Source organism: Streptomyces sp. NPDC048442, from assembly GCF_040651475.1.
Taxonomy (GTDB): domain Bacteria; phylum Actinomycetota; class Actinomycetes; order Streptomycetales; family Streptomycetaceae; genus Streptomyces.
The window spans coordinates 1-13,966 of record NZ_JBEZKB010000062.1; the positions used below are offsets into that span (position 1 = coordinate 1).

The following is a 13,966-nucleotide window of genomic DNA, read 5'->3' on the forward strand; positions in this document are numbered from 1 at the left end:
GGTCGGCGTCGTTCTCCAGCTTCATGATGCCGAGCCCGTAGCCGATGCCCATGGGCAGGTTCTCGATCATCTCGGGCGGCAGCGGGTCGGTCATCCGCACGAATCCGGTCCGCTACGCGGCCCGGGGCCGGCGCTTCGCTCCGGCGGACCCGATCGCTCCGCGATCCGGCCTTGCGGCCTCTGCTTCGCAGTGGCCTTGGCTGGCTAGAGAGTTGGGTAGGGGCGGTCGTGACCTGCGGACTGAGAGGGGGTCAGGAGGAGTGGACCGGTGTCGATTCTGGTCCGTAGTGCCGTTCGAACAAGGCCCGGAAATCGGTTGCTGCTCGGTGGGTGAGGTTTTACCGTAGCAGACTCGAACCCTTCCGTACTAGCCTTGCGAGGTGGTGGGTCAAACTGCTCTGTCGGGGTAGGCTATGGGATGAGCGACCACCCCCGGTATGTCGGTGGGGTCTGGAGAAAGAGACTCGGTCAGTGGCTTGTTAATCGCCCGGATAAAAGCCTCTTCACGATCTCTGTGGTTGCCACCATAACCGAATTCTGTACGACCCGGGATGCCGTTCCGGTTAATCCGTCGAATGCAGGTCGTGAAAGGGGTGGTCATGTCAGGGAATCCGTTGTTCCCCCACCAGAAGGAAGCGGTCGACGCCGTACTGCGGGCGCTCCAGGTGCCTGCCGGCGGGTCGTTGCCGCCGGAGGGGCTGCGGACGCAGGTGATCGCGGCGACTGCGACCGGCAAGACCCGCATCGCCGCCGCAGTCGCCCAACAGCTTCGCGCGCGGCGGGTGTTGGTCTTGGTGCCCTCGCTCGATCTGCTGGTGCAGACGGCGAAGGCGTGGCGGGCCGCGGGGCGTACGGGGGCGATGGTGGGCGCGTGCTCGCTGCCGGCCTCGAAGTCCGAGGGTGTGCCGTGCACGACCGATGCCGCTGAGCTGGCGGGGTGGGTGAAGTCGCTGGATCAGGTGACGGTGTTGGCCACGTACCACTCGCTGGGCAACGGGGTCCTGGAGGACGCACACGAGCTCGGCATGGGGCCTTGGAGCTTGGTCATTGTGGACGAGGCGCACCGCACCAGCGGGGACGGTCTGAAGCCGTGGGCGGCCGTGCACGACCAGTCCCGGATCCCGGCGGAGCGCCGGGTGTACATGACGGCGACCCCTCGGGTCTGGGAGACCGCCCAGGATGCGCAGCGGGCCGGACGGTGGGCTCCGCGTTTGATCGCGAGTATGGAGCCGGACTCCCCGATCTTCGGTCCTGTGTGCTTCGAGCTACCGCTCTCGGAGGCGGTGAGCAAGGGGCTGGTGGCACCTTTCCAGGTGGTGGTGGTCAACGTGGACGACCCGGAATTGCGCATCGCGCTGGAGGAGGCCGAGAACGGGTCGGATGCCCTGCGTGGGGCGCGTCTGGCGGCGTTGCAGACGGGGCTGGTGAAGGCCGCCGCCAAGCATCAGATGCGGAAGGTGCTGACCTTCCACAGCCGCACGGCGGACGCCGAGGCTATGGCGGGCGGGCTCGTGGATGTCGCGCGGAGGCTCTGGGAGGACGACCCGGAGACGTTCCACGCGCCGGAGCGGGTGTGGGCGGACTGGCTGTACGGCGACCACGATCCCGCACACCGGCGCGAGGTCCTGGAGGAGTTCGGGGCCGACGTCATCGAGGACGAGGCTGGAGTTCGTCCGGCGGCATTGCGGGTGATCAGCTCCGTTCGCGTTATTGCGGAAGGAGTCGACACAGTCAATTGCGATTCTGTCGCCTTCTGTGACACGCGGGGCTCGATGGTCGACATCGTTCAAATGGTAGGACGTGCCCTGCGTCTCCGTCCGGGGAAGGAGAAGCTAGCGAGTTTGGTGGTCTTTGTATTCACTCCGCTGGGTGAAGAATCCGAGGGAAAGCTGTCCTCGAAGGGCCACGAGCCCCTCGCGAAGATCCTGACCGCGCTCCGTGCGTACGACTCGCGTGTGGTGGAGGCGCTCGCCGATCCCCGTGTGCGCAGCGGGAGTTGGAAGGACGAAGAGGCTGCTGAGGTGGACGGTACCGACGCCGAGGGCGAGGGCCAGGAGCAGCAGGAGGGTGTCGAAGGCGCCGTCAGTGCGCCGGCGCGGGAGGTGCTGCGGTTCGCCGAGCCGTGGGACCCGGCCGAGCTCGCCAGGTTCGTGCGGCTGCGGGTGATCGAGCCGGAGAACGAGTACTGGCGGCGTGGGATCGAGGCGTCAGTGCAGTACCGGGCCCAGGTCGGTGGTGACGGGCTCCTCGTGCCGCAGGCGTTCGTCACCCCGGCCGACTGGAAGCCTGCCGGGTATCCGCTGGGGGTCTGGCTTGCCGATCAGCGCCGGTACTACCGGGCGGGGAAGCTCGATCCCGCCCGGGTGACCGATCTGAATGATCTGGGGATGGTCTGGAACCCCTTGGAGTGGGAGGAGGCGTTCGAGGGGTGGTTGGAGTGCGCGCGCAGCTGGACGGAAACGCACGGGCACCTGCTGCCGCCGGTGACGGCGGTCTGGGAGGGGCGGAAGCTCGGGGAGTGGGCGAAGAACATGCGGAAGGCCGCCAAGATGGCGGACACGATCGCCCAGCGCCGTGAGGCCGGCCTTCCTGTCGAGTCGGAGGCCGGGGCGCTGACCGAGAAGCGGCGTGACGCCCTGGACGAGATCGATCCTGGCTGGTGCCCGGCATGGGATACCTCCTGGCAGCGGCGCCTGCGCCTCACCCAGCAGCACCTGAAGGACGGCGGCGCGGTCCCCACAGCTTCCGGTGAACTCGTGGTCCAGGGTGAGGACTTGGGGAAGTGGGTGCAAGCGTGCCGGTACGGGTGGGAGCAGCTGGCGCCCGTGCAGCAGTACCTCCTGGAGCACTCCCTCAGTGTCGATGCGGCCGGGGAGGAGGAGCGGCCGGTGAAACGGCGGACGCAGGACGACAAGTGGAAGCTCAACCTGCGGGCAGCGCAGGCGTTCCACGCCCGTGAGGGGCACCTGAACGTGCCGAGGAAGCATGTGGAGCAGCTGGAGTCGTATGACGGGCCGGGAGGCGCTCAGAGGGGCGCTGACGGCGTCGAGGTGGTGAGTGTGAAGCTGGGCATGATCGTGGAGAACTTCCGCAAGCGGGCCGGCAAGCTCACAGACGAACGATGGGCCGCGCTGGACAAGCTGGGGATGCGGTGGGCGGCAGGCACGGCCAGGAGGAGCACGGCATGAGCTTGGGCGCGGATGCGTACACCAGCGGTCCGGTGGACCGGGCGGCAGAAGACGTACGTAAAGGCGACGCGGACGCGGTGCTGGCAGTCGCAGTGCGATCGTACGCCGCGTTCGCGGTGCACGTTCGTTTCGACGACGGGATGACCGAGGAGGTCCTGCCCGTCCTGTGGTCGGTGATCACTGAAGAGGAACGGGAGACATACCCGCAGCGGCTGGAGGAGTTCGTGAGCCGGTACCAGGAGCGGCTGGTGCGGCTGTACGCGGAGTACGGGCCCCAGTCACCGACGGCCAAGTACGGGCAGCGTGAGCTGCTCGCGCACCCGGTGTCGCTGATCGCGCTGGAGCGGCTGTCGGCTGTCCGCTCCCGGTACGCGCTGGCGGCGCGGTGGAACGGGGAATTGCCCGACCGGTGGCTCAACGACGTCAGCACCACCTGGGGCGTCGGTGGGCTGCTGTGACCGGTGCATTCGTGGGTGACGTGCAAAACGCGGAGCCCAGAAGCGGCCGGGTTCCCCGTATGCATCTGACTTGGCTTCTGACCGACTTTAAATCTATGGCCCCGCCGTAGAGGCCGGAGGGGCGCGCGGCGTACGAGGACCGCTCCCGGCAACGCCGGGACCAAATCGTCGAGCTGCACCGCCAGGGGCTGAAGGGATACGAGATCGCACGCGAGCTGTCAGTTTCCGCCGGCCTGGTGTCCATCCGGCTCAAGGAAGCCCGCTCAACCGGTGCCGATCTCACCCGCTACGCCGCTGCCGGTGAAGAGGAGACACCTGACGTCGGCGGGAGAGCAACGCGCAGGTAGAAGGACCTGATCGGTGGGTGAACCGTGTTTATCTCGGTGCGAAATGAGTGTCAGGCAAGTGGGTCAAGTGGCCTTGGGAGCCCGTGCCTTACGGATATCCGAGGGGTGTTCAGGCATGTTCGGCACGTACGTGATGTTGCTGCGGCGCCAACCTTCTTTCGGTTCGAAAAAAGTTCAGTGCCCTCGTTCCGCCCGGAACGAGGGCACAAACCGGGCACATCCATCCCTCCTCAGGCAGGCACTCGGAGGCACCGCCTACCCGGCCGTCCTGTTGCTGCCCTCCAAGCCGGAGCCCCGAGCCGCCGCACTCGGCGACGGTGCCCGGCGGCTGGGCTGAGGCACTCGAAGCCACTTTCTGTCGCTTCGAGTGCCCGCTGGCTCGTTGTGGTCAGGGGTTGTAGACCCAGTTCCCGCAGCCTGTGCGGTCTTCACAGACCCGGAACTTGGTGATCTTCGAGCCGTTTCCGGACCAGGGGCCCCAGGTCCCGTCCGAGCCGTTCCCGTCCCACACCGAGTAGTGCCCGCCGTTCTGGGTGTAGACGTCGACGAAGGCGCCGTTGCCGTCGCGCTCCCCGTCGTAGGCGTGGGCCTGTGTGGAGGTTGCCTCTCCCTTGTTGGCTCCGTAATTGGTGACGGCCGCGCTCGCTGAGGTGGTCGTGGCGACGCCGATCAGTACTGCGGCTCCCAGTACCGTCGTTGCCCTGATCAGGGCGCTCGGGGACTTCGCGAATCGCATTTTCTCTCCTTATTCCTTGGCCTGGTCTCGTTTTGCGCTTCGTGGCCGACGGATCTCCCCAGCCGTGGCGGCGGTCCGGTCAGCTCGGCGCGACACAGGCTGCTGGCCGTTGGCGGGCCGAGGCAAGGGCAACCGGCTGTCCCGGACACAGTCGAAGACTGTTCGCGCTGGTCAGGGGCCCTGTCTGGGGTATGTCCCGGACAGGGGCTGAACCCTTGCTTCAGGCCGAACTGCGACTTCGACGTGAGGATGCCGTCGGTGTAGATCAGGACGGCACGGACACCGTCTCACCCGAGACGGTGTCCGTGCCGCGCCGTAATGGGAGTCCGGGAAACGTTTCGACCGAAACAGCTCTGCGTTTGCCGCGCAGGCTCAGCCGAAGGCCGACACCATCACGGTGCCGGCCTTCGCCCCTGTTCACTTCGCGCGCACCTACCAGGAGCTCAGCACGCCCACGGGTCCACGACCCCGTGGTTCTCCTGACCGTGGTAGACCCCGGGGAACACGCGGATCTGACGGCCGTCTCCCTGGGAGGTGGGCACTGTCTCCCAGACCCCCCCACGGCGCATCGGGCAGGGTGACCGTCTGCAGGTACTCGTTGCAGCCGAAGCTGCAGCGGAAGGTGTCCTGCCACTCCGTCACCTCCACGCCGTCCCCGATCCGCATGGTGTGGATGAGGACCGCGCCTTCCTCGCAGTCGCACTCCTCGCCGTGCAGGCCGTCGGTTTCGCCGCACGGGCACGGCTGTCCCGGCTGGGCCGGTTCTTCCTCGAACAGCTGCGCCTTGAGTGCCCGCGCCGCCGCGGCGGAGTCGGCCGCCGCGCCCTCCCCTTGATGCATCGTCATGTCCTCGACGCTACCGGCGCTCCCGGCGGCCGGTCGTCGACTTGGGGGAAGGATTTCGTGCGCGCCGGCACGGGGCCCGGGAGCGTCGCCATGACAGCTTCCCGGGCCCCTCCGTGCACCGCACGTGAACACCCGGACCAACGAGGTGCGGTCCGGCCGGGCCACGCCTCGCCGAGGGGCGGCGAAGTACGGGCGGCGCGAGCTGCTCGCCCACCCGGTGTCGCTGATCGTCCTGGAGCAGCTGTCCGTGGTGCGGTCCCAGTACCGCTCGCCGCACGGTGGAACGGGGCCCCGACCGGTGGCCCAACGACGTCAGCGCCACCTGGGGCGTCAGCGAACTCCTGTGACCGGCAGCCCTCTCTGAGGCACGCCCCCCATACCCCCAATCCCCCAATCCCCTCGATGCAACGCGACTACCAGGGGAAACGGCCCTTCGACCCCCCAATCCCCCAATAGAAATGACCGTATTGGGGATGGTGCAGTGTCCCCGCACCGGCCGCAGTAGGGGCCAGCAGTTCATCCGGCACCGTGGTGCCGACCGCACGCTCGGCGGCGGACATACGTCTGGTCAGTACGCGTGGTGGCTGCAGGTGGTGGGCGAAGAGCTGTCCATCGCCAGACTGATCAGTCCCTGTTCGGTGATGCTGAGCAGACCGCCGGCATGAAGATGGTGATGGTGCAGGCGGAGCTCCTCGACGCTGATACCGACCTTCTGCGCGAACTCTGCGACCGGGATGAGGCTGCCGGTTTCGCCGTCGGGGTTGAGCAGTCCGATCTGGTCGCCTCGCATCACCTCGTCCAGCAGAGCAGCCGATTCGGGCACCCTTCCCCCGTACAGGGGCACGAGCTCTTCCATCTGCTCGAAGAAGAGGACCGTCTCCGGTGGAGCGGACGCCTTGAGGTCGAACCGCCCCGTCTGCGGATGCGGAACCAACGGCTCGCCCCACCACACCTTCTGGCCGCCACCGTTCCCTTCGCGGCGAGCGCGCTTGGACTTGCCGGGCTTACGTCGTCCCATAACCGCAGTTCTTTCCTTCTTCGTCGCTGAGAACGCCGGGTGACAACGACGGGATCGGCTCCCGAGCGGCCCCGTCCGTTCCTCCCGGCCACGCCCACCCACAATGTGGCGCAGACCCTCAACAGACCAGAACCACCCCAGGCAACGGACGGACACCGCGACAGACCCCAGACGGCCCACTACGCCGCCCGCCTCGCTCTGCGGTGGGCCGTACGGGCGTGCGGCAGGGTGCGGAGTGCTACCCACGGGTTTCGGGCCCGGCCCTCGGTCGCGATCGGGGCGAGTATGGAGTGTGCGGACGGGCGAGCTGATCGGACGCAGTCGGCAGCTGCGGCTTTTACCCGCCGAAGACCGTGCTGTACGCCTGCTGACCTTGCTGGATGGTCGTGGTCAGGGCGGCCGACGCGGCGCCGATCTGGGTCAGCCGGCCCATGACGGAGTCGTACACGGACCGGAGGCGACCGGGCTGGGCAGTCTCGCTGTCGGCTTCCTCACCGAGGAGTTCGGCGTCGTGGATGAGTTCGGCCTGCTGTGCAGGTTCGAGGCCGTAGGTCGGAGCGAGCTGCTGGACCAGAGCCGCGAACTCGCGCATGGCACTGGGGTCGAAGGCGTTGTTGTGGTTGTGCTGCTCGACCTTGGCCTGGGAACCGGCAACCACGTTGGTGCCGGTGATGCTGTAGTAGTCGCCAGGGCGGGTGCGGTTGAGATAGTCGCTCACGGTCGCTCCAGAAAGTACGCAGTCGATACCGTCGAGGGTGATGGCGACGGTCTTGGGCTGGGTGCCGGCGTCGGCGACGAGCCCGGAGTTCGTCAGGCGCGCCAGCGCGTAATCGAGCTCGGTTTCCGACAAAGTGCTGCCGGCGAAGTACGACTCGGTGGTGCCCAGGAAGGCGGCCGGGTTGGTGGGGCGCCGGTCGTGTGCGGTGGCATAGAGCCAGCGCAGGAAACCGTCGGTGGCGTAGCGGTGCCGGGCGGCGGGTGCGCTGCGCAGTTGGGAGAGCCGCCGCAGTTCTACGCGTCCGTCGTTGGTCACCCTGTGGGAGTCGGGTCCGCCAAAGGCGCCCATGGAGTCGATCAGGCCGTCCCGCTCCAGCTCTACGGAAAGTACCGCAACGTCTTCCACAGACGTGCCGGAGTGCTCGGCGTAGTCGGCTTGTTCTCCGAATCCGCCTTCGGGCAGCTGGCCGAGCCAAATCAGGTAGCGGACCAGCTGCGGGTCCTGTTCGATGCCCACGCCCAGGCCGGTGGCTCCAGCGGAGGCGGTGAAACTCCTGCCGCCCAGGGGCACAGTGATCGGGTACTTCATGAAGGCCCGCTCGTAGGCCTTGTTGATGTCCTTCACGTGCTTCTCGATCGCGCGCTGATCGATCTTGGTGCCAGCCATTTTGTCCCCTTCACGACGTACTGGCACAAGCGTAATGAGGGGTACTGACACCGAGCGGTCCGATCTGAGCACTGGCCCGGCCACGTGAACAGGGGCAGCCGCTGCCGGATTCTGTACCGACCCGCATGAGGGTGGCGGTTGGGTATCGGCGCGTTCGGTTCGGGGCGGCTTTCGGGGTCAGTAGGCGTGCACCCCGGTGAACTACGGGGCGGCCGGGGCGGGTTCGGTGAGACGGTCCATCCGGGTGTAGAGGACACGTACGGGGTGGGTGATGAGCCGGGGTGTGGCGGCGAGCTCGGTGTCGGCGGAGTCGAGGCGGAGCGATAGGACGACAGTCCCGTACCTGTTGGCGTTGCCGGGGGTGAAACGGCTGAATGGGATGCCGTCCGCACTGATCACCATTCGGCAACTGCGCGGCCAAGGTGGCGGACGGGGATACGGGCGCCGACGAGGCGCCCGCCGGCGGCGGCGTCGCGCAGCAGGCGGGTCCGGCCCCGCTGGTCGTCCAGTGGCATCCCGGCCAGCCCGATCTTCCCCACGTACAGCACCGCCCATCCGTACAGCCCGATCCCGGTCACCCAGGGATCCGGGGGGACGATCGTGCCGGTGTAGAAGAGGGTTCCGTCGGGTTCGGTAACGGTGAGCTGCGCGATGCCGTCGGCATCCGGGGTGGTGTAGGTGGCTGCCCACTGCTTCGCGTGGGTGGGGGCCTGGCGGAGTCGGCCGACGGGTGAGAACCCTTGGGCCAGGACGTGGGAGGCGAGGACGTCGACGAGGTCGCGGGCGTCTGTGGCGACGAGGAAGACCGGGGCTTCGAGCTCCGCGATCAGGGTCGGCAGGATGGCCCGCCATGGTCGACCGTGGCGGCGGTCACGCGCATCGCCACTCCCTGGTCCGGTGCGGCCGGCGGCCCGGCGGGCGTTCGGGGTTCGGGGATTTCCACGATGATCGACGGGTGGCAGGCGGCATGGGCGTAGCGGATGTGGGCGACCCGGCCGCCGATCCTGACGACGACGCGCATCGGCTCGTCGGGGTCGATCTTCTTCTCGCAGCCGAGGCACACTGCGTGGTGCAGGGTGACGGCTTCCGGCCCTGTCGGCACCGTCCTCGCCCAGGACGGTACGGACGTCCTCGCTCATACGGATATCGGTTCCCACCGCCAAGCCCTCACCCATGAGGTGGCGCGGCAGGAGCCCTGGCGTCGATCCGGGCAGTGAGGCCCCAGCGAACCCGTAGTGAGCCGTAGTGACCGGGTAGTGAGCCGCGGCCCGGTAGCGACCCCGGTGCGGACAGCGGACGTTAGTGGCGCGTTAGCTGCACCTGCCTATGATCCCGGCGGCATGCGGTCTCGGGGGAGGGCTGAATGTGCGCAGACCCGGCTGGTTTCTTCGGGAACGCTCCATCGCCTGATCCGGCGGCCGGTATGCCGCTGTTCAGGTTTTCGATGAGGGGATTGACCCATGCCAGCCACACCATTCGCTGCCGTACGCCGCGGACGGCCCGCGCGTCCACGAAGACCGGGAGCGGTGCCGTTCGGGCGGACCGGACATGTGCCGGGAGAGCGTGGCCCGTTCTGGCGTACCGCCTGGGTCTGCGTCCTGGCTGTCTTGAGCAGCGTGGTCGTGGTGGTGTCAGGGGCCTCGGGGGCGGTGGCTTTGCCGGCGCCGCAGAACACCTGGGTGGCCACCCAGAACATGCAGCAGAGGACCGGGGTCTGGAGCCGTGTGGAGGCCCTGGCCAGGCCCAATCACGTGGTGGCGCTCCAGGAAGTCCCACGGGTGAACGATGGCAACGGCTGGTGGGTTCCCGCGCCGCCGGACCGCGCGCCAGGCGTCGTGGAGCCGCTGACGGACCGGGGCGGAGCGAACCCGCTTCCCGCGCTGCCGGCCTCCGTGACCGAGTACCGGTGGAACATGGGGACCAGCCATGACCGGCACGTGCGGTATCTCTATCTGCTGAATACCTCCCACCAGAATCAACAGCAGAACATTCCGCTGGGAATGGTCACCTCGACCCGGATGCACGGTGCCCTGGAGGTGGCGGACGCCGGCAGCAGGCGTAACGCTCTGGTCCTGTTGGCTGACGCCCCGGGGACGACGCCGAACGGTATGGCGTACGCGTCGTATCACGCGGACGCGTTTGCGGGGAACTTGGGCCAGGACATGGTCGCGGCGATAGCGGCACAGGTCGCGGCGCAAGGCCCCAGCTGGCGGTGGGCCGTGATGGGGGACTTCAATCGGGAACCGGACACTCTGCGGCACCATCCGACCATCACCGGTCTCGGGGCCACGGTCATCTCACCGGTCGACGCAAACGGCGCCCCCGCTCCTACGCAGAATGCGGGGGGCACCTTGGACTACATGGTCACTTCCAACCCTCAGGACGCATGGCAACGCTCTGCCACCACCTGGGGAAACTCGGGCAGTGACCATCACTCGGTACTGTTCGGCAGTCTGCAGGGGTCCGCGGAGCCGCCCAAGCACGTAGCTCTCCTGAACAACAGTACCGATCTTGCTCTTACCGGGGTCGAGGCGCTGCAATCCCCGCACGGGCAACAGTTCAGGAATGCGACGTCTCAGCTCTACTCCTTCAATTTCGCCATGAACTCAGGAGGCTATGAGTACTTCCATATCGTGAACCAGGCCACCGGGCTGTCTCTGGCGTCGCAAGGAGGGACGGTGGGCAATCTGAATCTCGCGGCTTCCAGTCTGCCGTCGGAGGTTTTTCTGTGGCGCCTTGACGGTGACCTCATTCGCAACACCCTCAATGCCCGTCTGGTCATGTGGGGAGACAACCACCGCCTGGCGATGGGCAAACCTGTCCCCACGGAGCCTGAGCCCGAGGCTTCCTGGTCGCTGCGTTCGGTGGACCCGGAACACCTGGACACCGGGGGTTTCCCGGTGCAGGCGAACCAGCCGGTGTACCTGACCAGCAAACGAAGCACTCGGTACCTGCAGGAATACACCCCAACGGGCCGGGCCGTCGAAGGCCACCTCGGTGACCACGCAGGTAACAACGACGAGAAGTGGTACCTGCGCACGTCCTCCGTGCCGGGCACGATGCACCTGGTGAATGTGGCGTCGGGCAAGTGCCTGGGATCGAGCATTCCGATACTCGGGCAGGCCATGGCCACGACCGAGGCTTGCCCGATCGCCGGCAGCCCTCCCGAGGACGTGCAGCGCACCTCGTGGCAGTACCTGGGCGGCCAGATCTGGAACCCTTCCATGGGCTGGGCCGTGGGGAACCCCGCCACAGGCCCGGTCACTCAGGGAGCGCCGCTCCAGGTCGGCGACAAGTACACCGACCTCTACGACCTGATGCCTTCCGGAGACCCCACCATTCCGGCGGAGCCGGGACAGCCGCCGCCCCACGACGAGCTCAGGAAGCTGGCCGTCATGCCCCTGGGTGACTCCATCACCCTGGGAGTGGGCAGCGGCGCGCGGACCGGATACCGGCCCGCGCTGGCACAGATGCTGGTGCAGGATGCCCCCGACGTGCAGTTCGTCGGCTCCATGCGGGACACCGACGGCACCCGTCACGAGGGCCACTCCGGCTGGCGCATCGACCAGATCTCCGCGAACATCGAGCGCTGGATGGAACAGGGCAAACCGAACCTTGTCCTGCTGCACATCGGCACCAACGACATGGACCGCGACTACCAGGTGGGCACCGCCCCGCAGCGCCTGGCCAAACTGATCGACCAGATCCACGCGTCCTCGCCGCAGACCGCGATCGTGGTCTCCTCCCTCGTCCCCGCGAGCGCCCGAACCGTGCAGGCCCGCGTGAACGCCTACAACCGGGCCATCCCCGGCATCGTCGCCGACCGGGCCCAGCGCGGCTACCGCATCACTCAGGTCAGCATGAGCACGCTGACCGTCGCGGACCTCGACGACGACCTCCACCCCAACGACTACGGCTACCGCAAGATGGCGGCTTCCTTCCACGGCGGTGTCATCACCGCCGCCCGCCACAAGTGGATCGACGAGAACGTCACCGTCAAGCCCGCCCCGCCCGGCTCCGGCACCCCGACCGCAGCGGGTGACTACCGGGTCGACGTCAACGGCGACGGCCGCTCGGACTACCTCGTCGTCGAGGACAACGGCGCCGTGCGCGCCTGGACCAGTTCCACCGCCGCCGACGGCACGGTCAAGTGGGCGGACCAGGGCGTGATCGCCTCCGGTTCCGGCCAGTGGACCGGCGAGCAGGTCCGCTTCGCCGACGTCGGCGGCGACGCCCGCGCCGACTACCTCGTCCTCGCCCCCAACGGCGCGGTGCGCGCGCTCGTGAACGAGGGCGGCGACGGCCGCGGCGGCTGGCGGGACATCGGAACCATCGCTTCCGGCTCCACCGCCTGGAACAGCTCCCAGGTCCGCTTCGCCGACATCGGCGGCGACGCCAAGGCCGACTACCTCATCGTCTCCAACCAGGGCGCGGTCCGCGCATTCATCAACACCACCACCGCCACCGGCACGGTCAAGTGGAGCGACAAGGGCACCGTCGCCACCGGCTCCGCCAACTGGACCGCCGAAGACATCCGCTTCGCCGATGTCGCGGGCGACGCCAAGGCCGACTACCTCATCGTCTCCGACAACGGCGCCACCCAGGCGTACGTCAACACCACCACTACCGACGGCGCCCTGAAGTGGGTCTACCAGGGCTTCGTCGCCACCGGCTCCGCCAACTGGACGGGGGACCAGGTCCGCTTCGCCGACATCACCGGCGACGCACGCGCCGAGTACCTCGTCCTCGCCCCCAACGGCGCCCTCTCCGGCTACGAGAACACCACCGGAACCGGCCCGTCCGTACGGTGGACCAACCGGGGCGTCCTCGCCACCGGCACGGGCAGCCCTGCCGTCCGGATCCGCATCTGACCCACCCACCGGGCCCATCGGCCCGCTGTTCCCCCTGACGGGCCCCGGCACCCGGGGCCCGTCAGGCATTTGCCACTAGGGAACGCTCCCTAGTTGTACTGACCGGGCACGTTGATCAATCGTGAGAACGGCGGCAGGCCCCCGCATGCCGTATGTGGTCTGTGGTGGTTGTAGTAGTGCAACCAGCTTTCCAACTCACTTCGGCGTTCGGCCTCGGAGGCGTAGCAGCGGGCGTAGGCCCAGCCGTCTGCCATGGTGCGGTGGAAGCGCTCGACCTTCCCGTTGGTCTGCGGGCGGTAAGGGCGGGTGTACTTCGGCGTGATCGAGAGGGCGTCGCACGTGTCGCGCCACAGATAGGAGCGATAGGCGCCTCCATTGTCCGAGAGCACCCTCGCGATGACGACGCCGCGCTCGGCGAACCACTCCGCCGCGCGATGCAGTACGCCGACTGCGGTCACGGCAGTTTCGTCATCGTGGACCTCGGTGAAGGCGACGCGGGAGTGGTCGTCGATGACCGTGTGCACGAACGCATAACCGAGCTTCGGGCTGCCGTAGGCATTGCGGGACTTGCCCGGTGTCGCGACACGGTGCTTCTCGCCTTGACGACGACCGACGTAGCGCCAGCCCCCGCCATCGGGGATGTTGCCAAGCTTTTTCACGTCCACGTGAACCAGCGATCCCGGGTGGTCGTGCTCGTAGCGTCGGATGGGTCACCGGTCGCGCGATCAACTTAGAGATCGTCTCATTTGGTCGATTGGGTAGTCTGGGCGCGTGATGATGGTCGAGCGTCTGGTCCCGGACGGGTTGTGGGAGTTGTTCCAGCGGGTGGTGCCGGAGGCGCCGACGCGTCCGCAGGGTGGGGGCCGGCGTCGCTACGGTGATCGTGAAGTGCTGGCCGCGATCATCTTTGTGGCGACGACAGGTTGTACGTGGTCGCAGGTCCCGCCGGTGTTCGGGCCGTCCGGGGCGACGGCTCACCGCCGGTTCACGGAGTGGAGCCGCCTGCGGGTGTGGGCGAAGCTCTACCGGCTGGTGCTGGACGAGCTCGGTGCGAGGGGCGAGCTGGACTGGTCGCGGTGCGCGATCGACTCGGTGAACATGAGGGCCCAGAAAAAGGG

The 13,966-nt window shown here is 67.7% G+C and carries 13 protein-coding genes and 1 pseudogene; 6 read left to right on the forward strand and 8 right to left on the reverse strand.

Annotated features, from left to right (window positions below; all coding sequences use genetic code 11):
• Nucleotides 1-599 precede the first annotated feature (599 nt).
• From AB0D18_RS40935 to AB0D18_RS40945, 3 genes are all read left to right on the forward strand, one after another.
• Nucleotides 600-3,188 (forward strand): Helicase associated domain protein, encoded by a 2,589-nt coding sequence (locus AB0D18_RS40935; RefSeq protein WP_362430796.1) that lies wholly within the window; start codon nucleotides 600-602, stop codon nucleotides 3,186-3,188.
• Nucleotides 3,185-3,646: a hypothetical protein gene (locus AB0D18_RS40940; protein ID WP_362430797.1), complete on the forward strand. Its 462-nt coding sequence runs from the start codon at nucleotides 3,185-3,187 to the stop codon at nucleotides 3,644-3,646. The genes AB0D18_RS40935 and AB0D18_RS40940 overlap by 4 nt, the downstream gene beginning before the upstream one ends.
• Before the next feature lie 164 nt (nucleotides 3,647-3,810).
• Nucleotides 3,811-3,993, forward strand: a complete 183-nt coding sequence (locus AB0D18_RS40945; protein WP_362430808.1) for a hypothetical protein — start codon at nucleotides 3,811-3,813, stop codon at nucleotides 3,991-3,993.
• A 388-nt stretch (nucleotides 3,994-4,381) separates the two neighbouring features.
• Here AB0D18_RS40945 and AB0D18_RS40950 read toward each other — a convergent pair whose 3' ends face one another.
• Entirely contained in the window at nucleotides 4,382-4,729 is a 348-nt protein-coding gene (locus tag AB0D18_RS40950; RefSeq protein ID WP_362430798.1) for a hypothetical protein, read from the reverse strand.
• A 432-nt stretch (nucleotides 4,730-5,161) separates the two neighbouring features.
• Entirely contained in the window at nucleotides 5,162-5,575 is a 414-nt protein-coding gene (locus AB0D18_RS40955; protein ID WP_362430799.1) for a hypothetical protein, read from the reverse strand.
• Nucleotides 5,576-5,699: 124 nt separating this feature from the next.
• Here AB0D18_RS40955 and AB0D18_RS40960 point away from each other — a divergent pair, with 124 nt between their 5' ends.
• Nucleotides 5,700-5,939 carry a hypothetical protein gene (locus AB0D18_RS40960; protein ID WP_362430800.1) on the forward strand — a complete coding sequence of 80 codons (240 nt, stop codon included), beginning with the start codon at nucleotides 5,700-5,702 and terminating at the stop codon, nucleotides 5,937-5,939.
• A gap of 204 nt (nucleotides 5,940-6,143) precedes the next feature.
• Here the strand turns inward: AB0D18_RS40960 and AB0D18_RS40965 are convergent, their stop codons facing one another.
• The 5 genes from AB0D18_RS40965 to AB0D18_RS40985 form a co-directional block, all read right to left on the reverse strand.
• Nucleotides 6,144-6,593, reverse strand: a complete 450-nt coding sequence (locus tag AB0D18_RS40965; RefSeq protein ID WP_362430801.1) for a hypothetical protein — start codon at nucleotides 6,591-6,593, stop codon at nucleotides 6,144-6,146.
• A gap of 337 nt (nucleotides 6,594-6,930) precedes the next feature.
• Nucleotides 6,931-7,977 carry a hypothetical protein gene (locus AB0D18_RS40970; RefSeq protein ID WP_362430802.1) on the reverse strand — a complete coding sequence of 349 codons (1,047 nt, stop codon included), beginning with the start codon at nucleotides 7,975-7,977 and terminating at the stop codon, nucleotides 6,931-6,933.
• Between the two features lie 201 nt (nucleotides 7,978-8,178).
• Entirely contained in the window at nucleotides 8,179-8,379 is a 201-nt protein-coding gene (locus AB0D18_RS40975; protein WP_362430803.1) for a hypothetical protein, read from the reverse strand.
• On the reverse strand, nucleotides 8,373-8,555 hold the full coding sequence (locus AB0D18_RS40980) for a hypothetical protein (RefSeq protein ID WP_362430804.1): 183 nt from the start codon (nucleotides 8,553-8,555) through the stop codon (nucleotides 8,373-8,375). The genes AB0D18_RS40975 and AB0D18_RS40980 overlap by 7 nt, the downstream gene beginning before the upstream one ends.
• A gap of 248 nt (nucleotides 8,556-8,803) precedes the next feature.
• Nucleotides 8,804-9,079: a hypothetical protein gene (locus tag AB0D18_RS40985; RefSeq protein WP_362430805.1), complete on the reverse strand. Its 276-nt coding sequence runs from the start codon at nucleotides 9,077-9,079 to the stop codon at nucleotides 8,804-8,806.
• Between the two features lie 1,576 nt (nucleotides 9,080-10,655).
• Between AB0D18_RS40985 and AB0D18_RS40990 the strand changes: the two genes are divergently transcribed.
• The gene (locus tag AB0D18_RS40990; RefSeq protein WP_362430806.1) at nucleotides 10,656-12,848 is read left to right on the forward strand and encodes a GDSL-type esterase/lipase family protein; all 2,193 of its coding nucleotides are present in this window, start codon (nucleotides 10,656-10,658) and stop codon (nucleotides 12,846-12,848) included.
• An 89-nt stretch (nucleotides 12,849-12,937) separates the two neighbouring features.
• Here AB0D18_RS40990 and AB0D18_RS40995 read toward each other — a convergent pair.
• Nucleotides 12,938-13,578 (reverse strand): annotated as a pseudogene (locus AB0D18_RS40995) (IS481 family transposase); the annotation flags it as partial.
• 44 nt (nucleotides 13,579-13,622) lie between these two features.
• Between AB0D18_RS40995 and AB0D18_RS41000 the strand changes: the two are divergent.
• Nucleotides 13,623-13,966, forward strand: a 344-nt coding sequence (locus tag AB0D18_RS41000; protein WP_362430807.1) for a transposase, incomplete at its 3' end; no start/stop codon positions are given.